This is a genomic window from Actinomadura parmotrematis (assembly GCF_019458805.1).
Taxonomy (GTDB): Bacteria; Actinomycetota; Actinomycetes; order Streptosporangiales; family Streptosporangiaceae; genus Spirillospora; species Spirillospora parmotrematis.
Genome location: NZ_JAIBOA010000002.1, coordinates 335,279 through 361,094 on the forward strand (window position 1 = coordinate 335,279; position 25,816 = coordinate 361,094).

Annotated in this window: 21 protein-coding genes; 9 read left to right on the forward strand and 12 right to left on the reverse strand. The window is 75.3% G+C overall.

Translation table 11 applies throughout. The features are described 5' to 3' along the window. Window positions 1–208: 208 nt before the first annotated feature. Together K1Y72_RS04385 and K1Y72_RS04390 are read left to right on the forward strand one after the other, a co-directional pair. On the forward strand, window positions 209–790 hold the full coding sequence (locus K1Y72_RS04385) for a TetR/AcrR family transcriptional regulator (protein WP_220163416.1): 582 nt from the start codon (window positions 209–211) through the stop codon (window positions 788–790). Continuing rightward, window positions 787–2,346, forward strand: a complete 1,560-nt coding sequence (locus K1Y72_RS04390; protein ID WP_308286896.1) for an MFS transporter — start codon at window positions 787–789, stop codon at window positions 2,344–2,346. The genes K1Y72_RS04385 and K1Y72_RS04390 overlap by 4 nt, the downstream gene beginning before the upstream one ends. A gap of 6 nt (window positions 2,347–2,352) precedes the next feature. On the opposite strand, the gene K1Y72_RS04395 is transcribed toward K1Y72_RS04390, so the two are convergent. From K1Y72_RS04395 to K1Y72_RS04405, 3 genes are read right to left on the reverse strand one after another with little or no spacing between them, the layout of a single operon-like run. Further along, a complete protein-coding gene (locus K1Y72_RS04395; protein WP_220163418.1) occupies window positions 2,353–2,778 on the reverse strand; it encodes an FAD synthase family protein in 426 nt (141 codons plus the stop codon). Continuing rightward, a complete protein-coding gene (locus tag K1Y72_RS04400) occupies window positions 2,775–3,551 on the reverse strand; it encodes a CDP-alcohol phosphatidyltransferase family protein (RefSeq protein WP_220163420.1) in 777 nt (258 codons plus the stop codon). The genes K1Y72_RS04395 and K1Y72_RS04400 overlap by 4 nt, the downstream gene beginning before the upstream one ends. After that, window positions 3,548–3,976 carry an adenylyltransferase/cytidyltransferase family protein gene (locus K1Y72_RS04405; protein ID WP_220163422.1) on the reverse strand — a complete coding sequence of 143 codons (429 nt, stop codon included), beginning with the start codon at window positions 3,974–3,976 and terminating at the stop codon, window positions 3,548–3,550. The genes K1Y72_RS04400 and K1Y72_RS04405 overlap by 4 nt, the downstream gene beginning before the upstream one ends. 187 nt (window positions 3,977–4,163) lie before the next feature. Here K1Y72_RS04405 and K1Y72_RS04410 point away from each other — a divergent pair, with 187 nt between their 5' ends. After that, window positions 4,164–4,922 carry a class I SAM-dependent methyltransferase gene (locus tag K1Y72_RS04410; RefSeq protein ID WP_220163425.1) on the forward strand — a complete coding sequence of 253 codons (759 nt, stop codon included), beginning with the start codon at window positions 4,164–4,166 and terminating at the stop codon, window positions 4,920–4,922. Between the two features lie 148 nt (window positions 4,923–5,070). Beyond that, window positions 5,071–6,540, forward strand: coding sequence for an adenylyl-sulfate kinase (gene cysC / locus K1Y72_RS04415; protein WP_220163427.1), 1,470 nt, complete (start codon window positions 5,071–5,073; stop codon window positions 6,538–6,540). Here the strand turns inward: cysC and K1Y72_RS04420 are convergent. From K1Y72_RS04420 to K1Y72_RS04430, 3 genes are read right to left on the reverse strand one after another with little or no spacing between them, the layout of a single operon-like run. Further along, complete coding sequence (locus K1Y72_RS04420) at window positions 6,423–7,790, reverse strand: lipopolysaccharide biosynthesis protein (protein WP_220163429.1); 1,368 nt, start codon at window positions 7,788–7,790, stop codon at window positions 6,423–6,425. The genes cysC and K1Y72_RS04420 overlap by 118 nt on opposite strands. Continuing rightward, window positions 7,787–9,334 (reverse strand): GumC domain-containing protein, encoded by a 1,548-nt coding sequence (locus tag K1Y72_RS04425; RefSeq protein ID WP_220163431.1) that lies wholly within the window; start codon window positions 9,332–9,334, stop codon window positions 7,787–7,789. The genes K1Y72_RS04420 and K1Y72_RS04425 overlap by 4 nt, the downstream gene beginning before the upstream one ends. Next, the gene (locus K1Y72_RS04430) at window positions 9,331–10,467 is read right to left on the reverse strand and encodes a glycosyltransferase family 4 protein (protein WP_258571878.1); all 1,137 of its coding nucleotides are present in this window, start codon (window positions 10,465–10,467) and stop codon (window positions 9,331–9,333) included. The genes K1Y72_RS04425 and K1Y72_RS04430 overlap by 4 nt, the downstream gene beginning before the upstream one ends. Window positions 10,468–10,688: 221 nt before the next feature. Here K1Y72_RS04430 and K1Y72_RS04435 point away from each other — a divergent pair, with 221 nt between their 5' ends. Beyond that, complete coding sequence (locus tag K1Y72_RS04435; protein WP_220163433.1) at window positions 10,689–11,816, forward strand: DUF1972 domain-containing protein; 1,128 nt, start codon at window positions 10,689–10,691, stop codon at window positions 11,814–11,816. A 79-nt stretch (window positions 11,817–11,895) separates the two neighbouring features. Here the strand turns inward: K1Y72_RS04435 and K1Y72_RS04440 are convergent, their stop codons facing one another. Together K1Y72_RS04440 and K1Y72_RS36975 are read right to left on the reverse strand one after the other, a co-directional pair. Further along, window positions 11,896–13,536 carry a hypothetical protein gene (locus tag K1Y72_RS04440; RefSeq protein ID WP_220163435.1) on the reverse strand — a complete coding sequence of 547 codons (1,641 nt, stop codon included), beginning with the start codon at window positions 13,534–13,536 and terminating at the stop codon, window positions 11,896–11,898. Window positions 13,537–13,703: 167 nt separating this feature from the next. Then, window positions 13,704–16,856: a LamG-like jellyroll fold domain-containing protein gene (locus K1Y72_RS36975; protein WP_308286897.1), complete on the reverse strand. Its 3,153-nt coding sequence runs from the start codon at window positions 16,854–16,856 to the stop codon at window positions 13,704–13,706. Between the two features lie 280 nt (window positions 16,857–17,136). On the opposite strand from K1Y72_RS36975, the gene K1Y72_RS04450 reads away from it, so the two are divergent. The 3 genes from K1Y72_RS04450 (at window position 17,137) to K1Y72_RS04460 (ending at window position 21,090) form a co-directional block, all read left to right on the forward strand. Further along, window positions 17,137–17,724 (forward strand): hypothetical protein, encoded by a 588-nt coding sequence (locus tag K1Y72_RS04450; protein ID WP_220163437.1) that lies wholly within the window; start codon window positions 17,137–17,139, stop codon window positions 17,722–17,724. Window positions 17,725–17,853: 129 nt separating this feature from the next. After that, on the forward strand, window positions 17,854–19,650 hold the full coding sequence (locus K1Y72_RS36980) for a right-handed parallel beta-helix repeat-containing protein (protein ID WP_220163439.1): 1,797 nt from the start codon (window positions 17,854–17,856) through the stop codon (window positions 19,648–19,650). A 78-nt stretch (window positions 19,651–19,728) separates the two neighbouring features. Beyond that, window positions 19,729–21,090, forward strand: coding sequence for an O-antigen ligase family protein (locus K1Y72_RS04460; protein WP_220163441.1), 1,362 nt, complete (start codon window positions 19,729–19,731; stop codon window positions 21,088–21,090). Here the strand turns inward: K1Y72_RS04460 and K1Y72_RS04465 are convergent. Next, window positions 21,037–22,068, reverse strand: a complete 1,032-nt coding sequence (locus K1Y72_RS04465; RefSeq protein ID WP_220163443.1) for a hypothetical protein — start codon at window positions 22,066–22,068, stop codon at window positions 21,037–21,039. The genes K1Y72_RS04460 and K1Y72_RS04465 overlap by 54 nt on opposite strands. Window positions 22,069–22,112: 44 nt before the next feature. Here K1Y72_RS04465 and K1Y72_RS04470 point away from each other — a divergent pair, with 44 nt between their 5' ends. Further along, a complete protein-coding gene (locus K1Y72_RS04470; RefSeq protein ID WP_220163445.1) occupies window positions 22,113–22,718 on the forward strand; it encodes a dTDP-4-dehydrorhamnose 3,5-epimerase family protein in 606 nt (201 codons plus the stop codon). Window positions 22,719–22,724: 6 nt separating this feature from the next. On the opposite strand, the gene rfbD is transcribed toward K1Y72_RS04470, so the two are convergent. The 3 genes from rfbD to K1Y72_RS04485 are packed head-to-tail and all read right to left on the reverse strand — an operon-like array spanning window position 22,725 to window position 25,629. After that, window positions 22,725–23,576 (reverse strand): dTDP-4-dehydrorhamnose reductase, encoded by an 852-nt coding sequence (gene rfbD / locus K1Y72_RS04475; RefSeq protein ID WP_220163447.1) that lies wholly within the window; start codon window positions 23,574–23,576, stop codon window positions 22,725–22,727. Next, window positions 23,573–24,565, reverse strand: a complete 993-nt coding sequence (rfbB, locus tag K1Y72_RS04480) for a dTDP-glucose 4,6-dehydratase (RefSeq protein ID WP_220163449.1) — start codon at window positions 24,563–24,565, stop codon at window positions 23,573–23,575. The genes rfbD and rfbB overlap by 4 nt, the downstream gene beginning before the upstream one ends. Then, complete coding sequence (locus tag K1Y72_RS04485) at window positions 24,562–25,629, reverse strand: glucose-1-phosphate thymidylyltransferase (protein ID WP_220163451.1); 1,068 nt, start codon at window positions 25,627–25,629, stop codon at window positions 24,562–24,564. Before K1Y72_RS04485 ends, rfbB begins: the two co-directional genes overlap by 4 nt. Between the last annotated feature and the right edge of the window lie 187 nt (window positions 25,630–25,816).

Consider the following 25,816-nt stretch of genomic DNA (forward strand, 5'->3'; position numbering starts at 1 on the left):
CGTCGGCCGCCCGAGGCGGCCCTTCCCCGCGCAGCGGAGGCGCGGGGGCAGCACGGAAACCCGGAAGGCCCGTCGCGGGGCCCCGGTGACGCCTCCCAGCCTACGCGCCCGGCCCGCCCGTCACACCGGCGCCCGCCGGGCCCGCCGTCCGGGACGATGATGTACCGTGTAAGACATAAATGTCTCATCAGCATCATGGGAGTCTCACATGCCGCGCGGAGACGACGTCCTGGCCGCCGCCATCCGGCACCTGAACGCCGACCCGACCGCGTCCATGGCCGCGATCGCCGCGGCCATCGGGATCAGCCGCGCCACGCTGCACCGGCACTACGCCACCCGCGAGGCGCTGCTGCACGCCCTCGGCGACCGCGCCATCGCCCGCTGGGCGGAGTCCATGGACTCCGCCGGGATCGACGCCGCCGCCGCGTCCGGCGACCCCGCCCGTCTCGCCGCCGCCCTCGACGCGCTGCTGCGCGCCTACGTCGTGGACGCCGACGAGCACGGCTTCGCCTTGACCGACCATTTCGTCGCCCATCTGCCTGACCTGGTGGAACGCGGGGAAGCCCTGGAGGAGCGGGAGATCGCGTTCTACGCGGCCTGCCGGCGCGCCGGCGTGCTGCGCGCCGACCTGCCGGCACGCTGGATGAGCAACGCCGTCTACGGGCTGATGGTCGCGGTGCGCGACAGCCTGCGGCACGGCGACGTCGCGCGCCGCGACGTCGCGGACCTGCTCGTCGGCACCCTCCTGCACGGGGCGGGCGGGCCGGCACGGGAAGGAGGACGGCCGTGACCACCGCGACCCCGGCCACCGCGGCGGGACGCCCCGTCCCGCCGCCGCACCCGCGCCGCTGGGCGGGCCTCGCGGTCCTGTCGGCGAGCCTGCTGCTCGTCGTCATGGACATGACGATCCTCAACGTGGCGCTGCCGGAGATCTCGGCGGACCTGCGGCCCGACGCGATCGGGCTGCTCTGGATGGTGGACGTCTACTCGCTGGTGGTGTCCGGCCTGCTGGTGACCGCCGCCGCCCTCGCCGACCGGTGGGGGCGCAAGCGGATGCTGATCCTCGGCTTCGCCGTCTTCGGGCTCGGCTCGCTGGCGGTGCTGGCGGCCGGCAGCCCGGCGGCGGTCATCGCGATCCGGGCGCTGCTCGGCGCCGGCGGCGCGATGATCATGCCGTCGACGCTGTCGATGATCCGGCAGCTGTTCACCGACCCGCGCGAGCGGGCGACCGCGCTCGGCGTCTGGGCGACGATGGCGGCGCTCGGCGGCGCCCTCGGCCCGATCCTCGGCGGGGCGCTGCTGGAGGCGTTCTCCTGGCACGCCGCGTTCCTGGTGAACGCGCCGGTCATGGCGCTGGCGATCGGGTTCGGGCTCTGGCTGCTGCCCGAGTCGCGCAACCCCGCGCCCGGCCGCTGGGACGCCCTCGGCACCGCGCTGTCGATCGTCGGGATGGTCGCGCTCGTCTACGCGATCAAGCACTTCGGCAAGGACGGCCCGCACAGCACCGGCGCGCTCGCCGCGGCGGCCGTCGCCGCCGTCGCGCTGACCTGGTTCGTGCGGCGCTGCCTGAACCGGCCGGACCCGATCCTGGAGGTCCGGCTGTTCCGCGGCCGCGCCTTCACCGCCGGCACCCTCACCGCCCTCACCACCAGCGTCGCGGTCGCCGCGACGATGCTGCTGATGGCGCAGTGGCTCCAGCTCGTCATGGGCTACTCGCCGCTGGAGGCGGGCGTCCGGCTGCTGCCCGAGGCGGTCGCGGCGGCGGTCGTGTCGCCGCTCGCGCCCGCCCTCGCGGCCCGGATCGGCGCGCGCACCGTCCTCGCGGGCGGCCTGGCGGTGAGCGGCGCCGGCTTCCTGGTGATCTTCCTCGGGCCGCAGCCGCTCGGCTACGGCACCGTCGCGCTCGCCGCGACCCTGGTCGGCGCCGGCATGGGCTCGCTGGCCATCGCCTCCGCCGTGATCATGGCGGGGGCGCCGCCGGAGAAGTCCGGCAGCGCCGCCGCCATCGAGGAGACCGGCTACGAGCTCGGCGCCGCGCTCGGCGTCGCGGTGCTCGGCAGCGTCGCCGCGGCCATCTACCGGAGCGGGCTGCCCCTCGGCGACCTGGCGGGCCGGGGCGTCACCGGGACGACCGCGGACACCGTCCGCGAGTCCCTCGGCGGCGCGCTGGACGTCGCGTCCCGCCTCGGCGCCCCGGGCGCGGCGCTCGCGGACGAGGCGCGCACCGCCTTCACCCGCTCGCTGGAGTGGGCGAGCGCGGCGGGCGGCGCGCTGATGCTCCTCACCGCCGCCCTCGTCTGGTGGCTCACCCCCCGCGCCCTCGACCTCGCCGAGGTCCAGCACTGACCGGCGTCAGCCCGCCGAGATCAGCTTGCGCAGCGCGGTACTGGAGGTGTGCACGGTGTAGGGGAAGTAGACGACGCGGACGCCGACGCCGCCGAGGTCGCGCTCCAGCCGGTCGCCCTTCGCCGTGCCCTTCCAGTCGTCGCCCTTGAACAGCACGTCGAAGCCGAGCTCGCGCCACATCACCAGCTTGTCGCTGGAGGTGTCGGTGACGACCTCGTCCACGCAGGACATGGCGGCGACCACCGCCGCCCGCTCGGCGTGCGGGACGATCGGGGCGCGGCCCTTGGCCCGCACCAGCACCTCGTCGGTGACGACGCCCGCGATGAGGTGGTCGCAGCCCTGCCGGGCGCGGCGCAGGATGTTGAGGTGCCCGATGTGGAACATGTCGTAGGCGCCGGGCACGTACCCGACGACGCCGCGGCGCGCGGTCACCGCTGGTACTCCGGCGCCGCCCGCCCGGCCGGGGCGGGCGCGGCGGGCCGGTCCAGCCCGGCGACCTCGCGGTACCACTTGACGCCCGCGGCGAGCAGGAACAGCAGGTTCCCCGCGAAGATCAGCGTGTAGAGCGGCAGGAACACCGCCTTGGCGCCGAGGAGCGCGAACGCCGCGCAGAGCAGCCCGTAGTCGGTCGGCACGACCAGCAGCGAGCGCAGCGCCGAGGGGGCCGTCGCGGGCGGGGCGGGCTCGCCGGTGGCGGCGCGGTGGGCGCGGGCCAGCAGGTCCTTCAGGATCATCCCGAAGAACATGACGGCCGCGACGACGGTGAAGCCGAGCGGGACGAGCAGCCAGGCGGCGCGGTCCAGGTCGAAGAACCGGTAGAAGGAGACCAGCACCGCGCCGTGCAGGGCGGAGATCTTCAGGCTGTCGACCATGTGGTCCAGGTACTCGCCGGCCTTGGAGCCGCCGCCGCGCAGCCGGGCGAGCTGCCCGTCCGCGGCGTCGAAGGCGTAGCCGACGACCAGGGCGAGGCAGACCGCGACGCCGAGCCAGGGCGCCGGGTCCACCAGCGCGATCAGGGCGATGCCCGTGAAGGTGAACAGCGCGCTGATGCCGGTGACCTGGTTGGGGGTGAGGCCCGCGGTGTAGGACGCGGCGGCGAGCAGGCGGCCGAGCTTGCGGTTGACGAACCGCGAGTAGGCCGGGGCGCCCTTGGCGGTCTTCTGCGCGGACTTCAGGCGGACGAGCGCGTCGGCGAAGGCGCTCATGCGACCGAGGACCCGGCGGTGTCGGTGCCGATCAGGGCGGCGCGCAGCACGGCGCTGCGGGTGCGGGCGAGGTCGGTGAAGGCGTGCACGCGTGCTCCGGTGCCGGTGAGGTCGAGGGCGGCGGGGGGCGGGGCGTCGCGCCAGCCGGTGAACACCACGCCGAAGCCGAGCCCGGCGTGGGCGGCGCGCAGGTCCGCGGTGTCCAGCGGGACCGCCGCGGCGACGTGCCGGCAGGCTCCGACGATCTCCAGCCGCTCGATCAGCGGGACGACCGGCGGCGCGCCGAACAGCGCCGCGGCCAGCTCGTCGGTACAGACCCCGGCGACCAGCCGGTCGCAGGCGGCGGCCGCGCGGCCGAGAGCGTCCAGGTGCCCCACGTGGAACAGGTCGAACACCCCTGGAGCGAAGCCCGTCACGGCCCCCATAAGCCCCCCCTGTGCATCAGAATCAGACGTACGGTAGCAGCCCAGTGTTACCACCTTGTCGCAAATGACGGCATTGCTGGTTCACGCCGCGTTCACCCGGCCCGCACGGGGGCGGCGGCGCGACACCCGGCGCCAATAAAAGGCAAATAGCGGACAGTGCGCGATCGGGCGATTACGCTGCGGGACTGTGACCGAACCGCGAACCTCGCCGGTCAACGACGGCGACCTGTTCACCGAACGCGTCCGCCGGTACGCCAAGGAGCATCCCCTGCACCCCGTACAGGTGCTGGAGGCGGGCTGCGGCTGGGGCCGCGGCCTGGACCTCGGCGGCCTCGACCACCGGCTCACCGGGGTCGACCTGGACACCCCCGCGCTCCGCGCGCGCACCAAGGCCCGCACCGACCTGCACGGCTGGCATCTCGGCGACCTGCGCACGGTGCCGATGCCGCCGCGCGCCTACGACATCGTCTACGGCGACTACCTGATCGAGCGGATCCCGCAGGCCGAGCTCGTGCTCGACCGCTTCGTGGCCGCGCTGAAACCCGGCGGCCTGCTGCTGCTGCGGCTGCGCGACCGCGGCAGCGCCTTCGGCTTCCTCGACCGCGTCCTGCCGTCCTGGTCGCACGGCGGGTCGCACGCCGGGGCGCACGCCGGGCCGGCCGCGGGGGACGCGGGCGGCGGGTCGGGGTCGCCGCCTCCCACGACCGTCTACGACCGGGTCGCCTCCCGGCAGGGCATGCAGTGGTACTGCGTGATGCGCGGCCTGGTCGTCGCCGAGGAGTACGCCTCGCGCGAGCGCCTCGACGCGATGCGGGCCGGAATCGGCCTGGCCGGGGGCCTCTGCCGGGTCGTCTCGGCGTTCAGCCGGGGGCGGCTGGCCGCGGCGCACAGCGAGGTCACGTTCGTGATCCGCAAGCCCGAGAACCGGTTCGCGCGGCTCCTCTGAGGCCGCGCCCGGCCGCCGCGGGCCGGCCGCCCGGGACGGCGGCGGCCGCCCCGGGATGCACGGATCCCGCCGGCTCGGTATTTTTCCGGGGAAACCCCTACTGACCTGGATCGGCCCGGTGCGACCCCGGGCGGGATCGGAGACCGCGGTGACCGCCGAAGCCGGCCTTCCCGACACGCTGCGCGACCTGCCCACCTGGACGCCCGGCCCGGCCGGGCTCGCCGACCTGGAACTGCTGCTGGCCGGGGTCTACCGGCCGCTCACCGGCTTCCTCGGCCCCTACGACACCGCCATGGTGATCGCGGGCGGCCGGCTCGCCGACGGCACCCCGTGGCCGGTGCCGGTGACGCTGCCGGTCCCCAAGGAGCTGACCGCGCACGAGCGGCTCGTCCTGCAGGACCCCGAGGGCGTCCCGCTCGCGGTGCTGTCGGTCACCGAGGCGTGGCAGGACCCGACGACGCAGGGCTGGCGCCTCGCGGGGCCCCTGGAGGCGCTCCGCGCGCCCGCCCACGGACCGTTCCACCGGCTGCGCCGCCGCCCCGACGAGATCGAGCGCCCCGACGGCCCGGTGCTGGCGGTCGCCACCCGCGAGCCGCTGCACCGCAAGCAGCTCGGCCAGCTCCGCCAGGTCGCCGAGCGGCTCGGCGCGCACGTCCTGGTGCTGCCGCTGCTCGGCGGCGGCCACGACGAGGCGCTGGTGCGGGCGCTGCTCGCCGTCCGCAAGGAGCTGCCGGACGCCGCCCGCGTCATCCCCGTCCCGCTCCCGCCGCGCGAGGACGCCGGCCGCGACCTGCTGCTGCGCGCGCACGTCGCGGCCGCCTACGGCGCCACCCACCTGCTCGGGGACGCCGAGGCCGAGGGGTCGCCGATCCCCGTCGCCGTCCCCGAGCCGTGGGGGTACGACGCCGACGTGGAGGTGTGGCGGCCGGTCGCGCGCATCGACCCCGACCACGTGCAGGCCGAGCTCACGCCCGAGCAGCTCGGCGAGCTCCTGGACCGCGGCGACCCGGTGCCCGACTGGTTCACCCCGCCCGCGGTCGCGGCCGAGCTCGCCGTCGCCCGGCCGCCGAAGAGCTCGCGCGGCGTCGCGGTGTTCCTCACCGGCCTGTCGGGGTCGGGCAAGTCCACCGTCGCCCGCGGCCTCGCCGACGCCCTCGTCGAGCGCGGCGGCCGCACCGTCACCCTGCTGGACGGCGACGTGGTGCGGCGGCTGCTGTCGGCCGGGCTGACGTTCTCGCGGGCCGACCGCGACCTCAACATCCGCCGGATCGGGTACGTGGCCGCCGAGGTCGTCCGGCACGGCGGCGTCGCGATCTGCGCGCCGATCGCGCCCTACGCCGCGACCCGCGCCGAGGTGCGCCGGATGGTCCAGGCCACGGGCGACTTCCTGCTCGTGCACGTGGCGACGCCGCTGGAGGAGTGCGAGCGCCGCGACCGCAAGGGCCTGTACGCCAAGGCGCGGGCGGGCCTCATCCCCGAGTTCACCGGCGTCTCCGACCCCTACGAGGTCCCCGACGACGCCGACCTCACCCTGGACACCTCGGCGCTGTCGCCGGACGAGGCGGCCGGCCTCGTCCTGGACCTGCTCGTCGCGGGCGGCTGGGTCCGGGCGGAGTAGGCCGCCGCCCGGCGTGGCGGATCGCCGCGGCGCAGCATCCGCCACAGCAGGGCGGCCGAGACGAGCCCGCCCGCGCCGAGGCAGTAGGGCGCCGCGGCGGCGCGTCCGGGGTCGGTGGCGAGCAGGGCGGTGAGCACGGCGAGGCCGGTCGCGGCCTCGGCGCCGCGGATGGCGAACACCGACCGGGACCGCTTGCGGGCCGTCGCGAGGCTCGCGAGCGGCAGCGTGCAGGCGAAGCAGACGGCGTAGACGCCCCAGCCGAGCAGCGCGACCCGGTCCACCGCGAAGGAGCCGCCGGTGACGAGCGGGCCGAGCCAGTCCACCAGCAGGATGCCCCCGAGGCTGAGGACGAGCGCGATCCCGGCCATCAGCGCGCAGGCGCGCACCGCCTGCGCGGCGCGCATCGGGGCGCCCTCCCGCTCGGCCTTGGCGAAGTCGCCGAGCAGGAACCAGCCCGCGCCGTTGACGAAGGTCATGGCGGGGGCGAGCAGCAGCCGCGCGGCCTCCACCCCGGCGAGCGCGGCGGTGGACGCGAACCCGGCGATCATCAGCCGGGCGGCCAGCAGCGCCGTCGGCCGGACCCCGGCCTGGATCGACCGCCACCAGGCGAACCCGGCGATCTCCCGCAGGGCGGTGCCGCGGAGCGGCGCGCGGGCGTACTCCGCGGCCGGCAGCCGCAGCCGGGCCAGGATGATCGAGGCCGCGCAGCCCGCGCACATCGCGGCGAGCAGCAGCTCCACCGAGGCGGCCGCGCCGAGCGCGAGGGAGGCGCCGAGCGTCGCCAGGGTGATCAGCAGGTACCAGGCGTCGTTGGCGGTGAGCCGCCAGAACTCCATCCGCGCGGTGAAGATCCGCCGGCCGGTCTCGTTGACCAGCCAGAGCGCGACCAGCAGCGCGAACAGCCCGGTCCCGGCGGCGCCCGCCACGCCCATCGCGAGCGAGACGGCCGCGCCGACCGCCGCGCCGAGCACGACCGTGCCGAGCACCGACCAGATGAGCGCGCCGCGGACGCGCGGGTCGAACCGGTCGTAGACGGTGAGGGTGTCGCCGACCCAGGAGGTCTGCACCGAGGTGATCATGACCAGCACGGCGAAGAGCAGCGCGTAGGCGCCGTAGCCGGACGCGCCGAGCGTGCGCGCGGCGAGCGCCTGCACGAGCAGGCTGCCGCCCGCGGTGACGAACTGGACGGTGACGGCGCCGCCCGCCGACGACAGCAGCCGGCCGAGCCGCCCGGTCCGGGCGGCGCTCACGAGTCGAGGTCGTAGTGGATCAGCGACGTGGACTCGTCCTTCTTCTTCTTGGCCGCGTCCTTCGCCGGCGCGTCCCGCTGCTCCTCCTCGGCCGCGGGCTTCGCCGCCGCCTCGGGGCGGGCCCGGCGGCCGCGGCGGCGCGCGCTGCGGGCGGCCGCCTCGGTGATCGCGGTCAGGTCCTCGACGGTGGCCGTCGGGTCGCCGTGCAGCGCCGGGTCGTCGTCGGGCACCTCGTGGGCGTCGTCGCGGGCCTTGGCGCTGCTCCACAGCGCGATCGGCAGGTCGGCCTCCTCGGCGGCGGGCTTCGCCGGCCGCTTGGCGGGCTTGGCCGGCTTGGCCGGCGGCGGGGTCTCGGCGGCGTCGAGCGGCCGCCCGGAGAAGATCGCCCCGTTGCCGTTGCCGTTGCCCGTACCGCCGTTCGCACCGCTGTTCCGCCGGCCCGCGACCGGGCGGTCCCGGTCGTGGCCGTTGCGCTGGGCCCGGTCGGACTGGGCGTAGCGCTCGGGGAGGGCGCTGCGGTGGCCGCGGTCGCCCGCGTCATAGGGGGTGTAGGGGTCGTACAGCTCGGCCCGCTCGGCCCGCTCGGCCCGCTCGGCCCGGTCGGCCCGGTCGGCCCGCTCGTGGCCGGTCGCGTCGCCGTCGCCCGGACCGCCGGCCGGCAGCGCGGGCCGCACCTCGCTCATGATCGGCTCGGCGTACGGGGCCGCGGGCGCCGGGTAGGGCCGCGGGCCGCCGCCGCGGCGCGGCCCGGAAAGGTCGCCGGGCCGGGCGGCGGCGCGCAGGAACGACACGACGCAGGCGAGGATCAGCCCGATGGCGAAGCCGATCGCCGCGTTCTGCGGCAGCTTGCCGCCGGCCCCGCCGCCGCTGTCGGCGGTGTCGACGAACTGGACCCCGTCGTTGGCGTTGGCGCGGGCCGACAGGATGCCGCTCTCCTGCGACTGGAGCTTGGCGAGGTTCTCGGCGAGGATCTTGTAGCCGTTGCCGCGGGTGCCCTGCGCGGCGTTGACGTCCTCGGCGGCCTTCTTCTCCAGCGCCTGGACGCTCTTCAGCTGCTTGTCCAGCTTGGCGACGTTGGTGGAGACCGTCACCTCCTGGTAGGCGGCCACCACCGAGTTGGCGATGAGCGCGGCCTCGGCGCCGGACGAGCCGGTCGCGGTGATCAGCACCACGCCGCCGTCGGGCTTGCTGGAGGTGGCGACGCGGCCGCGCAGCTGCTCGCCGGTGAGCTTCGGCCCCTTGCGCTGCTCGATCAGCTGGGCGGCGCGGGCGAGCACCGGCGCCGACCCGGCGAAGGAGGCGCGCTGGGCGGTGTAGGTGGAGTAGCCCTGCGCGGAGACGACGCCGAGGCGCAGCACGTTGTTGTTGTTGGTCGGGTCGGTCAGCGCGAACTTGGCGGTCGCGCTCGTGCTGTTGAACAGCAGCTGGGTCGCGGCCACCGAGGCGAGCACGCCGGCGAGCACGATCAGCACCGACATCAGCCGGTAGCGCCAGACGGCCTCGACCAGGCTGATCTCGGGGGTGGCGGGGGTCTGTGCGGTCATCGCGTCCTCGTTGAAGCCGGGAGCAGGTCGGCGACGGCGGCTGCCAGCTCGCTGCGGTAGCGGTCCCCGCCGAAGCGGTGGGCGGCGTCCTCGCGGGCGCGCTTCGCCATGGCCAGGGCGCCGTCCCAGTCGGCCAGCAGCCGGGCGACGGCGTCCGCGAGCGCGGCCGGGTCGTCCGGCGGCACGAGGAGGCCGTTCTCCCCGTCCACCACGATCTCGGTGAGGCCCTGGGCGGCCGACGCGACGACGGGCCGGCCGGCCAGCATCGCCTCCACCGCGACGTTGCCGAACGGCTCGACCCGGGACGGGACGAGCGCGATGTCGGCCGCGGCGAGCGACGCGCCGACCGACGGGCGGAAGCCCGCGAAGTGTACTCCGGCGCCGGCGATGCCCCGCACCTCCTCCTCGTACCACTCGTAGCCGGGGAAGACCGAGCCGACCAGGGTGAGCTCGACGTCGTGCCCGCGCTCGCGGAGCAGCGTCACGGCGCGCACGGCGACGTCGGTGCCCTTGCGGGGCGAGAGGCGGCCGACGAGCACCAGCCGGGCGGGCGGCCCGGCGACCGGGCGCGGCTCGGCGACGGCGTCCGGCGGCTGCACGCCGTTGTAGATCACCACGGCGCGGCGGCCGGCGGCGCCGAGCACCCGCGCGCTCGCCCGGCTGTTCACCACCAGGGTGCGGGCGAGGCGGAGCGGCAGGGCCAGCGCGGCCTTGACGGGTCCGGGCACGCCGTCCTCGGCCTCGTGCACGTGGCAGAGGGCGGGCACGCGGGCGAGCCGCGCCGCGACGAGCCAGAGCGGGATCGTCACGGTGTTCACGTAGAGCGCCGCGGCCCTCCGGCGGCGGAGGAGCCGGACCGCCGCGGGCAGCGACCGCAGCCCGCCGGCGGCGAGCCGGACGAGGCCGACCGGCGTCAGGTAGGACTTGCGCAGCACCGGGACCGGCAGCACGACGACGTCGGCGCCCGCCTCGCGGAGCGCGGGCGACAGCGGCCCGTCGGCCGGCAGGACGGCGACGACGTCGCAGGACGGGGTGAGGGCGCGGACCGACTCGACCAGCATCCGATCCGAGCCGTACAGGTCCGGCGACGGGTGCGCCAGCACCACCACCGGCCGCTCGTCTTCCGCGCTCATCCCCACGCCCAACGCCCACCTCCGTGCAGAACCGCCCCCGGGCACCCGGGACCAAGATTAGTGCCGTATCGCCAGGCATCATCCCGAAGACACACGAAATTGACATCCAGCGCACGTCCGGCGTCCACTTCCGGGACACGGACGCGGCGGACGACGCTAGCCTGGTCCGATTAGCACAAAAGTATGAATTGCCAGGCTAGGGGTGTCAGGTGCGGATTGCCATGGTAGGGACGCGCGGGGTCCCGGCCCGCTACGGCGGGTTCGAGACCGCCGTCGAGGAGATCGGCAAACGGTTGGCCGCGGCCGGTCACGAGGTGACCGTGTACTGCCGGGGCGAGCGGTACGGCGACGAGTACCTCGGCATGCGCCTGGTCTACCTCCCGGCGATCGAGAAGAAGGTCGCCGAGACCCTCAGCCACACCGGTCTCTCGATGATGCACGCCTTCCGCGAGAAGATCGGCCGGGACGGCGCCGACGTGGCGCTCGTCTTCAACGCCGCGAACGCGCCGCTGCTGCCGGTGCTGCGGACGCTGCGCATCCCCGTCGCCACCCACGTGGACGGCCTGGAGTGGAAGCGCACCAAGTGGAGCGGGGCCGGCAAGCGCTACTACCGCGCGGCCGAGGCGCTGGCGGTCCGCTGGTCGGACGCCCTCATCGCCGACGCGCGGGGCATCCAGGACTACTACCGCGAGCGGTTCGACGCCGACACCGTCTTCATCCCCTACGGCGCGCCGATCCTGGACGGCACCGACACCGCCAAGCTCGCCGAGGCCGGCTACGAGCCCGGCGGCTACCACCTGGTCGTGGCCCGGTTCGAGCCCGAGAACCACGTGCACGTGGCCGTGGACGGCTACCGGCGCAGCCGCGCCGCCAAGCCGCTCGTCGTCGTCGGGTCCGCGCCCTACGCCGACGAGTACACCGCCACGGTGAAGGAGCTGGCGGGCGAGGACCCCCGCATCACCTTCCTCGGCGGCGTCTGGGACCAGGACCTGCTGGACGCCCTCTACGCGGGCGCCCTCACCTACGTCCACGGGCACTCGGTCGGCGGCACCAACCCCTCGCTGCTCCGCGCCATGGGCGCCGGCGCGTCGGTGCTGGCCTACGACGTCACCTTCAACCGCGAGGTGCTCGGCGAGGAGGCCGGGCGCTTCTTCGCCGACGCCGGGGAGCTCGCCGCCGCGGTCGAGGCCGCCGAGGCGGCGCCGGGCGAGGCGGCCGAGCGCGGGCAGCTCGCCCGCAAGCGGGCGGCCGAGCGGTACGTGTGGGACGACGTGGCGGCCGCCTACGAGCGGCTCTGCCTCGACCTGGCCGCGCGCCGGACGTCGCGCCGGGCGGCCCGCTCGCGCTGAGCCGGTCGTGACGACGGGCGCGGCCCCGGACCCCGGCGGGGGTCCGGGGCCGCACCCGTTCCGCTGAACGCGGGCCCGGTCAGCCGACCGAGCGGGAGGCGGCGCTGGTCGCCGTGTTGCCGTCGGCGTCGGCCGCCTTGACCGTGTAGGTGTGCTTGCCCGCCGGCGGGGCCGTGTCGGCCAGGCTGAGCGAGGGCAGGTTCCAGAAGGACGAGGAGCGCGTCACCGTGCCGACGGCGGTCTTGCCGTCGCGCAGCACCGTGTAGGTGAGCGAGGCGTTGTCCTGGTCCCAGGTCGCCTTCCAGGTCACCGTGACCTTCCTGGAGAGCAGCGACCTGCGGGCGGACGGGGCCGCGGGCTTGACCGGGCCGACCTTGGGCGTGCTCTTGGCCTTGGCGGCGAACCGGACGAGGCCCTGCTGGGCCCTGCCGTTGACGCTCGGGAACTCGCCGCCGAGGGCGAGGTAGGAGCTGTTGCCGGTGATCGACCAGGCGGCCTGGTCCTGCTGGGTGAACGAGCCGACCGCGAGCGTGGGGTACCAGTGCAGCTGCGTCGGGATCGGCTGCTCGCTGTAGTTGCTGTTGACGCTCGGGGAGCCGTGGTCGGTGCCGGTCGCCTTCGTCGTCTCGCTGAGGGCGCGGTGCCAGGTCCGCGGCGTCGTCTCGCGGAAGGTGCCGGCCGAGGAGCAGTCGTGGGCGTGCGAGACGCTGTAGACGGTGTTGGTGTAGGGCTTGATGCCGTAGGTCGCGCCGTAGCAGTTGTCGAGCCAGACCAGGTCGCCGGTGTCGGCCTTGGCGGCGAACCGGCCGTCGAACCAGTGGGTGCCCTCGCCGTCGGCGGCGCCGTAGACGACGCCCTTGTACTGCTGCAGATCGGTGACGTAGGAGAAGGCCGAGCCCTGCTTGGCGGGGATCGGGCGGCTGCTCCAGGCGACCGAGGCGCCGTTGGCGGCGCTCACCGCGCCGACGCCGACGTGGGCGGCGCCGTTCAGCGTCTGGAACCGGCCACCGATGATCACCCGGTCGGCGTCCGGGGACAGCGCGAGCGCGAACACCTCGTCGTCGTCGGCGGTCGGCTTCCAGGTGTCGACGTTGGTGCCGTCGGACGCCTTCACGGCGGCGAGCCGCGTGCGGGACTTGCCGTTGACGTTGAAGAAGTTGCCGCCGAAGTAGACGGTGCTGTTGGTGGCGGCGATGGCCCGCACCTTGTTGGAGACCTTCGGCGCGAAGCCGGCGACGAGCGCGCCGGTGGCGGTGTCGAAGGCGGCGAGGCGGCTGTGCGCCTTGCCGTCCACCGTCGTGAACTCCCCGCCCACGTAGACCCGCTTGCCGTCAGGGGAGGCGGCGACGCGCAGGCCCTGCCCGTCGAGGCTGTGGTCGAACGAGGTGATCAGGTTACCGGTGGTGATGTCGAACGCCAGGATGTTCTTGCGCGCGACCTCCCTGGCGTCGCCGGCCTTGGTGCCCGGCGGGCGCGCCTTGGTGAAGTTCCCCGTCGCGTAGACGGTGTTGCCGACCGTCGCCATCGACCAGACGACGCCGTTCACCTGCCAGGTCGGCAGCGCGTCGGCGGTCACGGTCGCGGGCGTGCCCTTGGCGGGGGCGGTGTCGGCCGCGGCCGTCGTGCCCGGGGCGAGGGCGGCGCCGAGCAGCAGCGCGGCCGCTCCCGTCGCCAGGACCGCGGATCGCCCCTTCGGTCGCTGCAGAACTTCACGTCGCACGAGCGGGTCTCCTGCCCACGGAACCATGCGGTCGCTCCGGACCGCTCCGGCCAGGCGATGCTAGTGCATTCCCCCCTCCCGATAAGGGAGAAGAGGCGACAAATAGATAAAGACGCGGGCATCCGGGAGAACCGGATGCCCGCGCCCAGGTCGGCGGCCCGCGGAGGTCAGCCGTCCGCCTTGACCACCGTGACGTCGTCCACCGCGAGCACGACGGGCGCGTTGGTGGCGCTGCCCGCCAGGTAGCTGCGGACGCCGACGTTGCCGGCGACCTGCAGCCCGGCGGTGGCGTCGGTCCCGGTGACCTGCCAGGCGGCGGGCTCGGCGCCCGTCCACGCCTTGGCCCTGATCGTCGTCGGGGACGTCCCGGTCACCCGCACGCGCAGGGAGACCGGGCTGCCGGGGGTGTAGGTCACCCCGCTCAGCGTCTGCTCGGCGCCGATGGCGGTCTCGGCGCTCGCCGCGTCGGTCCGGCTGATCTGCAGGGCGAGCCTGCCGTTCGGCAGGAAGCGGAGCCGGGCCCGGTAGTCGCCGGCGCCGCCGACGCGGCGGCCGACGGCCCAGGCGTAGACGCCGTTGCCGGTGCCGTCCTTGTCGACGCTCAGCTTCGCGGTGAGGTCGGTGCCGGTGGCGGAGACGCCGCCGAGGTAGGCGCCGGGGCCGTTGGTCGGCGCGGCCATCTTGATCAGGCCGGCCGCGCCGTCGGTGGACAGCGCCCCCGCCGTGCCGAGCGCCGTCCAGGCGCCGCCGGTGTCGGCGGTGCCCCAGCCCGAGGCCAGGGTCCGGCCGAAGCCGTCGGTGGCCAGGACCGGCGTGGTCGGGGTGGCGGTGCGGGTGGCGTCGGCGGTGGCGCCGGAGTTGTCGGTGACCGTCAGCTTGACGCTCCGGTCGCCGCCCGCGGCGTAGGTGTGCGCCACGGTGGCGCCGGTGCCGGTCTGGCCGTCGCCGAAGTCCCACGCGTAGGAGGCGATGGTGCCGTCGGAGTCGGCCGACGCCGAGGCGTCGAAGGTGCAGGTCAGCCCGGTGCAGGAGCCGGTGAACGCCGCCGTCGGGGCCTCGTTCGGGCGAATGGTGCCGTTGCCGACGCCGTAGTGGTGGGCGACCTGCGCGGCGGTGAGCGCCTTGGGGTAGACCGCGGCCTCGTCGATGGAGCCGTTCAGGAACGAGCTCCACGGCTGGTCGGGCCAGCCGTTGAGGTTGTCGCCGCCGACCCGCCAGTAGCCGGCGTAGGACTGGGCGGAGACCGCGGAGGCGTCCGACCCGACCAGGGCGCCGTCGACGTACAGCTTGATGCCGGCCGTCCCGTCCTGGGTGCCGACGACGTGGTGCCACGTGCCGTCGTTCAGGCCGGGGGCGCTGCGGACGGTCTTGGTCGTGCCCGGGTAGACGCCGAACTCGATCCGGCCGTCGTTGGTCATGTACAGGTGGCGGTCGTAGTTGCCGCTGGTCCCGCTCGTCGCGTTCCCGTACCCGATGATCTTCCCGCCGGTGAGGGTGGTGGTCTTCACCCACGCCTCGACCGAGAAGTCGGCCGGGGTGGTCGCGGCGCCGCTCGCCGAGGTGCCGTCGGAGGTGCCGTTGAAGGCGACCGCGCCGTCGGCGTCGCCGCTGATCGCGCCGGCCTGGCCGCGGGTGACGCCCGAGCCGAGGGCGAGGTCGTTGCCGCCGGCCTGGTCGTAGACGGGGCCGGCGGTCTCGCCGAGCCGCCAGAGGCTGTCGGCGCCGTCGGCGTCGATCTCGGTGACGTAGGGGCTGACGCTGCCGGCGCCGGGCGCGGCGGCGTTGGACGCGGCGCCGGTGGCGGTGTTGCCCGCCGGGTCCTTCGCCCGGATCGTGTAGGTGTGCGTGCCGGGGGCGTCGTCGAAGAAGACGGCGTTCGGCTGGTTCCAGAACGTCGACCGCTTGGTGACGGTGCCGACCGGCGTCGTGCCGCCGTCCCGCAGCACCTCGTAGGTCAGCTCGTTGTTGTCCATGTCCCAGCCGGTCTGCCAGGCGACGCGGACGCGGCCGGCCACGGGGGTGGCGGTCGGGGTGCCGACGCCGGTCGGGCCGACCTTGGCGGGCGCCTTGTCCTTGGCGGCGTAGCGGACGAGGCCCTGCTGGGCCTTGCCGTTCACGGTCGGGAACTCGCCGCCGAGGGCGATGTAGTCGCTGTTGCCGGTGACCGCCCAGGCGGCCTGGTACTGGCCGGTGAACGAGCCGATGCCGAGCGTCGGGTACCAGTGCAGCTGCGTCGGGACGGGCTGGCCGCTGTAGTTGCCGTTGGAGCCGGGCGAGGACTTGTCGGTGCCGGTCGCGTAGGAGGTCTCGGCGAGGGCGCGGTGCCAGGTCGTCGGCGAGGTCTCGGGGAAGGCGCCGACCGAGGAGCAGTCGTGGGCGTGCGAGACGCTGTAGACCGACTGGCCCTGCGCGAAGATCCCGTAGGTCGCGCCGTAGCAGTTGTCGAGCCAGACCAGGTCGCCGGTGTCGGCCTTGGCGGCGAACCGGCCGTCGTACCAGTGCCAGCCCTCGCCGTCGGCGGCGCCGAAGACGGTGTCGCCGGAGACGTACAGGTCGGTCACGTAGGAGGTGGCCGACTTCGGGTCGAGGCGGGTCGGGACCGGGCGCGAGGACCAGGGCGCGGACGCGCCGGTGGTCGCGTCCACCGCGCCGATGCCGACCTGGGCCGCGCCGTTCAGGGTCTGGAACTTGCCGCCGATCAGCACCCGCTGGTTCCCGGGGGCCATCGCCAGCGCCATGACCTCGTCGTCGTCGGCGGTCGGCTTCCAGGTGTCGACGTTGGTGCCGTCGGACGCCTTCACCGCGGCGAGGCGGGTCCGGGACTTGCCGTTGACGTTGAAGAAGTTGCCGCCGAAGTAGACGGTGTCGTTGGTGGCGGCGATGCCGCGCACCTTGGCCGACACGGTCGGGGCGAAGGAGCTCACCAGGGCGCCGGTGGCGGTGTCGAAGGCGGCGAGGCGGCTGCGCGCCTGGCCGTCCACGGCGGTGAACTCGCCGCCCACGTAGACCCGGCTGCCGTCGGGCGAGGCGACGATGCGGAGGCCCTGCCCGTTCAGCGTGTGGTCGAAGGAGGTGATCAGGTTCCCGGTGGTGATGTCGAACGCCAGGATGTTGCCGCGCGCGACCTCCTGGGCGTCCCCGGCGCTCGTGCCCGGCGGGCGCGCCCGGGTGAAGTTGCCGGTCGCGTAGACGGTCGTGCCGACCGTCGCCATGGACCAGACGACGCCGTTCACCTGCCAGGTCGGCAGCGGGTCGGCGGTGACGGTGGCCGGCGTCCCGGCCGGCGGATCGGTGTCGGCGCCCGCGGGAGCGGCCGTCACGGCCACGGTTCCGAACATCAACGTTGCGATCGCTGAGATGACCGCGGCGACGCTGCGCCTGCGGGGGCTGAGCATGTGCGATTCCCCTGTCTCGAACCCGGTGTGCCCCGGAACTCACCGAGAGTAAAGCGACATTAGCGGATGGAATGGTGCATGTTGAAGGGCGGGCGGGGTGGGGATTCGCGGTGCTAACGGGGGCTATTGACGCCGTCGCCCTGTTTCTGGCAGGGAGCGCCCCTACACTGGCCCCCGATCGCCATGACCGAGGGGGAGGATCCGCATGCTGCACCGGGGACCGCACCAGCCCAGGCACCTCGCCGCGACCGGGGCCGTGCTGGCCCTCGCGCTGGCGCTGGCGGGCTGCGGCGGGGGCGACGAGAAGGACGCGGCGAAGCAGGGGCCGCCGCCGCCCGCCTCGACGCCGCAGCCGGAGTCGGAGGCCACCGCGGCGCCCGGCGCGATGGCGCTGAACTCCTCCACCGGCCTGCGCAAGCCGGTGGTGTACGCCGACAAGATCACCGTGGCGATCACCGGCATCCGGTACGTGCGGAACAAGGGCAAGGGACCCGGCGAGGTGACCGGCCAGCAGCTCACCCTCTTCACGCTGCGCTTCACCAACGGGTCGGCCGCCCCGCTCGACCTGAACAAGGTGCAGGTCGTGGCCCAGTACGGGCCGCGCAAGACGCACGCCAACCCCTCGTCCTACGCCGACATCAACGACTTCTACGGCACCGTCGCCCCGGGGGCGGCCAAGTCGGCCGCCTACGCGTTCGCGCTGCCGGCGACCGGCTACAAGGCGGTCACGCTGGCCGTGAAGTTCGACGCCACGCACAAGACGGCGGTCTTCGCCGGCTCCCTGCGCCGCTGACGCCCCGCCCGGCGGGACGCCCGGCCGGCCGCCCGGCACCGGCCACGCCGGCCGCGCGTCCCGTATGTCGCACGCGATGCTTTCGGGGTACTTTCAGAACCCACGTTCCTCGGGGTAAGCGGGTCAGTCATGCCACACCTGCCGCGCCGGGCGCGGACGTTCCGTGCCCTGGCCCTGCCCGTGGCGGTCGCCGGCGCCGCCCTCGCCGTCTGGCTGCACCCGCTCGGGGGCGGCTCCGAACCGCCCCACACGGCCGCGCCCGTCGCGCAGTCGGGCCGCCAGGTGGCCACTTCCGGCCCCTCCGCCGCACCCGCCGCGCCCGCCGCGCCCGGACCCGAAGCGCTGCGGGCCGAGCCCGCCGGCTCGGTCCCGGTGGGCTCGGCCGCCTACCCCGTGCCGGACGGCGCGATCATGGTGGCGCCGGACGGCGACGACGGGGCGGCCGGCACCCCCGACCGCCCGCTCCGGACCGTCGCGGCCGCCGTCGCCAAGGCGGGCCGCAGCGGGACGGTCGTGGTGCGGGGCGGCGTCTACCACGAGTCGGTGACGATCCCGGACGGCAGCCGCGTCGACGTCCGCGCCTACCCGCACGAGGCGGTGTGGCTCGACGGCTCCTCCCCCGTCACCTCCTGGCGCGCCGAGGACGGCGCCTGGGTCTCCGACGGCTGGACCGCCCGCTTCGACGCGAGCCCCACCTACACCAAGGGCGCGCAGCCGAGCGGGGACGCCGCGTTCCAGTTCGTGTCGCCCGACCATCCGATGGCCGCCCACCCCGACCAGCTCTGGGTGGACGGGGCCGCGCAGGTCCAGGTCGGGTCGCGCGGCGAGGTCCGCGGCGGGACGTTCTACGTGGACGAGGGCGCGCGCCGGCTGTACATGGGCAGCGACCCGCGCGGCCACGACGTGCGCGGCGCCACGCTGAGCGAGGCGGTCACCGTGCGCGGCGCCGGGTCGGCGCTCCGCGGCCTCGGGGTGCGCCGCTACGCCACCTCGCTGCCGCAGATGGGCACGGTGAAGCTGGCCGCGCCGGACGTCACGGTGGAGAACGTGGTCGTCGAGGGCTCGGCCACCACGGGCGTCAGCGCGCTCTCCTCCGGCGCCCGCCTGCACCGGGTGACGTCCTCGCGCAACGGCCTGCTCGGCGTGCACGCCAACCAGGCCGACGGGCTGCGGCTGCAGGGCGTGCGGACGGACGGCAACAACACCGAGCACTTCAAGTACGCACCGGTCTCGGGCGGGGTGAAGGTCACCCGCTCGCGCGACGTGTCGATCGTGGACAGCGTGGCCGCCGGCAACCTCGGCAAGGGGTTCTGGCTCGACGAGTCGGTCTACGACGGCGTGCTGCTGCGCGACCGGGCCGTCGGCAACGCCGACCACGGCGCCGTCCTGGAGCTCGGCGCGAAGGCCGTCGTGGCGGGCTCGGTGCTGCGCGACAACGGCGGCGCCGGCCTGAAGGTCAACGACACCTCGGACGTGCGGATCCGGAACAACACGCTGGCGGGCAACCTGCGCGGGCTGTGGCTGGTGCAGGACGCGCGGCGGCGCGGCGACCCGGGCGCCGACCCGCGGCATCCGGACGATCCGGCGATGACCTGGCGGATCGAGGACGTCGCCGTCGCCGCCAACGTCTTCGGCGCGGGCCGCGCGGGGGCGGCGTGCCTGCTCTGCGTCGAGGACGCGACCGGCGCGCACTCCGCCGCCGAGCTGCGGATCACCGCGGCCGGCGACCGGTTCGCCGGCGGCGGCCCCTACCCGCTGGTCGTCTGGCCCGGGGTCCGCGGCGCCAGGACCGCCTACGACGACCTGGACCGGTTCCGCCGCGACACCGGCCAGGAGGACCCCGGCGCGCCGCCGCTGCCCGCCGACCTCGCCGCCCTCGCGGGCCGTCCCGCCGGCGACCGCCACGTCGGCGCCTGGCCCTCCTGACCCCCCGGGCGGCCCGGCCGCGGCGGAGCGGGGCGCCCGTATCCTGAAGGCCGATCGTCCCCTGCCAGGAGCCCGTCCATGCCCCTCCCCCGCCCGGTGCTGCTGCGGTCCCGGCGGCCCGCCGACCCGACCGCCGGGTGGTGGGCGTACGTGCTGCCGCTCGCCCTCATGCTGGCCAGCGACTACAAGCTGCGGAGCCGCGACGTCGACCAGGCGGTGGGCGGCAGCGCCGACCTCACCGTGCTGCTGGAGATCGCCGTCTACGGGGCGGCCGCGCTGTACCTGGTCCGCCGGTTCGGGCTGCGCCCGCCCCGCCGCAAGATCACCGGGCTGCTGACGGCGGCCTGGGTCTGGGCGGGGTACGCGGCGCTGTCGGCGCTCTGGTCGCCGTTCAAGGCGCTCGGGCTGGTGCGCGGCACCCAGCTGCTGGTCACCATGCTGGTGGCGCACGCCGTCGCGACCCGGGCGACGCCGGCGGACCTGCGGCGCCTCGCGCACGCCTTCGTCGCGATCGTGCTGGCGTCGGTGGCGGTCGGGGTGGCGCACCCGTTCCCGCGCACCAAGCACACCGAGGCCCGGTTCAACTGGCTGTACGTGCACCCGGTGATCGGCGGCGTCTACCTCGGGATCGCGGTGCTGCTGGTCATCGGCTACCTGATCCGCTGGACGGCGCCCGCGCAGCGGCAGTGGCGCGTCCCGGTCTACCTCGGGGCGCTCGCGGTGCTCGCCGGCGCCCTGCTGGCCACCCAGACCCGCGGCGCGGCGCTCGGCGCCGTCGTCGGCGTGCTGGTGCTGCTCTGCACGGCCCGCGGCCCGAAGGGCCGGGTGGACGTCGCGGTGGTCGGCGCGGCGGTCGGGACGCTCGGCGCGCTGGCGTTCGCCGGGACGATCGTCGCGTTCGTGGCGCGCGGCGAGGACGCGCAGAAGCTGGCGTCGCTGAACTCGCGGACCGAGCTCTGGTCGCTGGCGCTGAAGGCCTACGCCGAGTCGCCGGTCTACGGTCGCGGGCTCGGCGCCTCGCGCGGCCTGTTCCTGGCGGACATCGGCCTCGGCGGCGGCCACAACGCGTTCATCAACGCGCTGGTCGACCAGGGGGCGCTCGGGGTGGCGGCGTTCGGGGTGCTGCTGCTCACGCTGTCGATCGTGCTGCTGTTCCTGGTGCGGCACCGCACGCTGCGCGCCGACGCCGGGATGCTGCTCGGCATCCTGGCGTTCTTCGTGACCGACGGCATCACCACCGAGGGCCTCGCCGCCCCCGCGAACGTGTCGGGCATCTGGCTGTTCCTGCTGGTGGCCTGGACCGAGACGCTGCGCCGCCAGGGCGGCGACCCCCTGCCCGCCGACGCCGTCACCACCACCGGGGACGCCGGGGCGGAGCCGCCGCCGTCAGCCGCGCTGCCGCCGCCCGCGCAGGTAGGCGACCAGCCCCAGCACGCCTAGCAGCAGCAGCCCGCAGAGCGCCCCGGTGCCGAGCAGGCCGCCGGGCAGCCCGCTCTCGGCCGGCAGCGGCTCGGTGTCGCCCGCCGTCCGCTCGGCGATCGGCTGGCTCGCGCCGGACTGCGGCCGCTCGGCGGGGGCGCCGGGCAGCGCCACGCTCCGCACCCGCGGCCGGGCGCCGCCGTCGGCGAGCAGCGCCCGGCGGCCGTCGGCGCTCAGCCCGAACCCGCTGCCCCACACCGCGGCCTGCCCGGGCACCCGCAGCACGTGGGTGACGCGGTCGCGGACGTCGCCGAGGATCCGGACGTCGGCGGAGGTGCGGAGCACCACCCGCCCGTCGCCGGTGAAGGCGCCGCCGAGGACGCCGAAGGTGAGCCGCCGGATCTTGGTCATCCGGTTGTCGAGGTTGCGGCCGAGCGCGGCGGGCAGGGCGTAGACGCCGGCCGCCGAGGAGCCGTGGGTGACGGCGTAGACGCGGCCCTCGGCGGGGTCGGCCATCAGGACGCCGCCGTTGTGGGCGCCGTCGGGGTAGCCGACCCTGTAGGCGCGGGCCGCGACGGTGCCGGTGCCGAGCCGGGCGGGCTCGGGCGCGCGGTACAGGGTGAGGGCGTCCTTGGTGCCCTCCATGTCGCCGAACACCAGGGTGCCCTTGCCGTCGGTGCCCTTGACGACGGCGAGGGCGCTGAGGCGCGCCGCGGCGGGCAGCGTGTAGGTGCCGGCGACGCGGCCGTCCTGGCCGAGCGCGTACAGCCGGTTGCGGCCGGTCTCGAACGTCCACCACACCTCGGGGTGGGTGACGCCGGGGGCGAGCGCGGCGGGGGCGCCCACCGCGGACCGGAACACGGTCTTGGGGGACGCCTTGCCGACGGCGGCGGGCGCCGGCGTCGGGCTGGGGGCGCCGGCCGCCGCCGGCGCCGCGGCGGCGAGCACCAGCGCCGCGGCACCGCCGCCCGCCGTCAGCCGGTAGCGACAGATGGACACGTCAGATCAGCCTCCTCGGCGAACCGTGTGGCATTCTTGCGCATGTGGAACCACTCGGCATCAACGGAGCCTTCCTGTTCACCCCGCGCGTGCACGGCGACGCCCGGGGCTCCTTCCACGAGTGGTTCAGGGCCGACGCGCTGCGCGCGGCGACCGGGCACGGCCTCGGGCTCGCGCAGGCCAACGCCTCGGTGTCGGCACGGGGCGTGCTGCGCGGCGTGCACTACGCCGACGTGCCCCCCGGGCAGGCCAAGTACATCACCTGCGTGCGCGGCGCCCTGCTGGACGTCGTGGTGGACCTGCGGACGGGCTCGCCCACCTTCGGCCGCTGGGAGGCGGTCCGGCTGGACGAGGAGAACCGCCGCTGCCTCTCCATCGCCGAGGGCCTCGGCCACGCCTTCCTGTCGCTGGAGGACGGGACGACCGCGATGTACCTCTGCTCGACCGGCTACAACCCGGCCGGCGAGCACGGCGTCCACCCGCTGGACCCCGACCTCGGCATCGCCTGGCCGCTCGACGTCCCGCCGGTCCTGTCGGACCGGGACGCGGCCGCGCCGACCCTCGCCGAGGCGCAGAAGGCCGGGGCGCTGCCCGACTACGAGCGCTGCCTGGACTTCTACGCCGAGCTCGACCGCGGCGGACGCCCCTGACCTCCGCTACCGGTCCCATGCCGCCCGCAGCTCCGGCCAGGCCGCGTGCAGCGCCTCGCGCCAGTCGCGCGGCGGCTTCAGCCCGGTGCGGTCCCAGCCGCCGTGGCCGAGGACGCTGAACGCGGGCCGCGCCGCCGGGCGCGGGAACTCCGCGGAGGGGACCGGGCGGACGCGGCCGGGGTCCAGGCCGAGCAGCGCGAACACCTCGCGGGCCAGGCCGTACCAGGTCGTCGAGCCGCCGCCGGTGCCGTGGTAGATCCCGGGCGGGGCGCCCGCCGCGACCAGGTCGATGATCTGGTCGGCGAGGTCGCGGGTCCAGGTCGGCTGGCCGGTCTGGTCGTCCACCACCCGGACGGTGCCGCGCCCGGCGGCGAGGCGCGCCATCGTCCGCACGAAGTTCGGGCCGTGCGCCCCGTACAGCCAGGCGGTCCGCACGATGTAGGCGCCGCCGGGGGCGCGCGCGGCGGCGGCCTCCCCGGCGAGCTTGGTGCGGCCGTAGGCGTTGACGGGCGCGGTGGCGGCGTCCTCGGCGTAGGGTTCGGCGGCGTCGCCGGGCAGGACGTAGTCGGTGGAGATCTGGACGAGCCGGGCGGGCGAGGCGGCGAGGGCCTCGACGGCGGTCCCGTTCACCGCGAGCGCCTCGGCCTCGTGCGCCTCGGCGTCGTCCACCGCCGTCCAGCCCGCGCAGTTGACGATCACCTCGGGCCGGTGGCGGTCCAGCGCGGCGCGGACGGCGGCGGCGTCCAGCAGGTCCAGTTCGGCGCGGGCGGGCGCGACGACGGGCAGCCCGCGCGCGCGCAGCCGGGCGGCCATGTCGGTGCCGAGCATGCCGCCGGCGCCGGTGACGAGCCAGGTCATGCGGGCGCCCCGGTGTCCTCGGTGCGCTTCTTCAGCGGCTCCCACCAGGCGCGGTTGGCGCGGTACCAGGCGACGGTGTCGGCGAGGCCGTCCTCGAACGCGATCCGCGGGGCGTAGCCGAGGGCGCGCAGCCTGGCGTCCGACAGCGAGTAGCGGCGGTCGTGGCCCTTGCGGTCGGCGACGCGCTCCACCCGGTCCCAGCCGGCGCCGGCGGCCTCCAGCAGCCGCGCGGTGAGCTCCAGGTTGGTGAGCTCGGCCGTCCCGGCGATGTGGTAGACCTCGCCGGGCTCGCCGCGCTCGGCGACGAGCTGGATGCCGCGGCAGTGGTCGGCGGCGTGGATCCAGTCGCGGACGTTGCCGCCGTCCCCGTACAGCGGGACGCGGCGGCCGTCCATGAGGTGGGTGGCGAACAGCGGGACGACCTTCTCGGGGAACTGGTACGGCCCGTAGTTGTTGCCGCAGCGGGTGATCGACACCGGCAGCCCGTGGGTCCGCGCGTACGCCTGCGCGATCATGTCGCCGCCGGCCTTGGCCGCCGAGTACGGGGAGTTCGGCGCGAGCGGGGCGCTCTCGTCCCAGGATCCGGCGTCGATGCTGCCGTAGACCTCGTCGGTGGAGACCTGCACGACGCGGGGGGTGCCGGCGTCCAGGCACGCCTGCATGAGCGCCTGCACGCCGAGCACGTTGGTGCGGACGAACTCGCCGGCGCTCGCGATCGAGCGGTCCACGTGCGACTCCGCCGCGAAGTTGATCACCACGTCGTGGCCGGGCACCACCTCGGCGAGCAGCGCCGCGTCGCAGACGTCGCCGCGGACGAACGTGAAGCCGCCCTCGGCGGGCTCCAGGTTGGCGAGGTTGCCGGCGTAGGTGAGCAGGTCGAGGACGGTGACGTCCGCGCCGGCGAACGCCGGGTAGGCGCCCGCGACGAGGTCGCGCACGTACTGCGAGCCGATGAAGCCGGCGCCGCCGGCGACGAGCACGCGGGTCACGATGAGATCTGCACTTTGCTGTGGTCTCCCAGGACGAGACGGTGGGCCTTCGGGACGCGGGGGGCGGGCGTGACCTCGGCCTCGCGGCCGATCAGGGAGACCTCGATGCGGCCGACGCCGTCGATGGAGGCGCCGCGCAGCACGATCGAGTACTCGATCTCGCTGCCGATCACCGTGCAGTCGCGGTCGATGGAGGTGAAGGGGCCGACGTAGGAGTCGCGCACCGTGCTGCCCGCCCCGACGATCGCCGGGCCGACGACGCGCGAGCCGGCGACCGTGGCGCCCTCCTCCACCACCACCCGGCCGATCAGCTCGCTGGCGGCGTCCACGGTGCCGCGCACCGACGGCTCCAGGCCCTCCAGCACCAGCCGGTTGACCTCCAGCATGTCGGTGACGTTGCCGGTGTCCTTCCAGTAGCCGGAGATCACCGTGGAGGCGACGCGGTGGCCGCGGTCCAGCAGCCCCTGGATCGCGTCGGTGATCTCCAGCTCGTCCCGCCAGGACGGCTTCAGCGCGGCGACCGCGGCGTGCACGGCCGGGGAGAACAGGTAGACGCCGACGAGGGCGAGGTCGCTCTTCGGCCGCGCGGGCTTCTCCTCCAGGCCGACGACGCGGCCCTGGCCGTCCAGCTCGGCGACGCCGAAGGCGCGCGGGTCCGACACCCGGGTCAGCATGATCTGCGCGGCGGGCCGCTCGGTGCGGAACCGCTCGACGAGGCCGCTGATGCCGCCGACGATGAAGTTGTCGCCGAGGTACATGACGAAGTCGTCGTCGCCGAGGAAGCCGCGGGCGATGAGGACGGCGTGGGCGAGGCCGCGCGGGGCGTCCTGCGGCAGGTAGGTGACCTGGAGGCCGAACGCCGAGCCGTCCCCGACGGCCGCCTCGATCTCGGCGGCGGTGTCGCCGACGACGATGCCGACCTCGGTGATCCCGGCGTCGCGGATCGCCTCCAGGCCGTAGAACAGCACCGGCTTGTTGGCGACCGGCACGAGCTGCTTGGCGGAGGTGTGGGTGATCGGCCGGAGCCGCGAGCCGGCGCCGCCCGCGAGCACGAGGGCCTTCACCGGGCGGCCGCCCGGCGCGGCGGCCCGGTGGGGGCGCAGGGGTTCACATCGGCTCCCGAGATGCCAGGGGTGCGTTTCCGCCACCGACCTTACCGGCGCCCGACCCCAGGTCGGGCATGCCGGACATAGCCGGAAGCCGATGTTCCGTACCGCTCCCCGCGCCCCCGCGCGCCCCGGCGGGCGCGCC

Coding starts and splice junctions, on each gene's coding strand:
- K1Y72_RS04385 (WP_220163416.1), top strand. CDS start 209: ATGCCGCGCGGAGACGACGTCCTGGCCGCCGCCATCCGGCACCTGAAC.
- K1Y72_RS04400 (WP_220163420.1), bottom strand. CDS start 3,551: ATGAGCGCCTTCGCCGACGCGCTCGTCCGCCTGAAGTCCGCGCAGAAG.
- K1Y72_RS04405 (WP_220163422.1), bottom strand. CDS start 3,976: ATGGGGGCCGTGACGGGCTTCGCTCCAGGGGTGTTCGACCTGTTCCAC.
- K1Y72_RS04425 (WP_220163431.1), bottom strand. CDS start 9,334: ATGACCGCACAGACCCCCGCCACCCCCGAGATCAGCCTGGTCGAGGCC.
- K1Y72_RS04430 (WP_258571878.1), bottom strand. CDS start 10,467: ATGAGCGCGGAAGACGAGCGGCCGGTGGTGGTGCTGGCGCACCCGTCG.
- K1Y72_RS04435 (WP_220163433.1), top strand. CDS start 10,689: ATGGTAGGGACGCGCGGGGTCCCGGCCCGCTACGGCGGGTTCGAGACC.
- K1Y72_RS04450 (WP_220163437.1), top strand. CDS start 17,137: ATGCTGCACCGGGGACCGCACCAGCCCAGGCACCTCGCCGCGACCGGG.
- K1Y72_RS36980 (WP_220163439.1), top strand. CDS start 17,854: ATGCCACACCTGCCGCGCCGGGCGCGGACGTTCCGTGCCCTGGCCCTG.
- K1Y72_RS04460 (WP_220163441.1), top strand. CDS start 19,729: ATGCCCCTCCCCCGCCCGGTGCTGCTGCGGTCCCGGCGGCCCGCCGAC.
- rfbD (WP_220163447.1), bottom strand. CDS start 23,576: ATGACCTGGCTCGTCACCGGCGCCGGCGGCATGCTCGGCACCGACATG.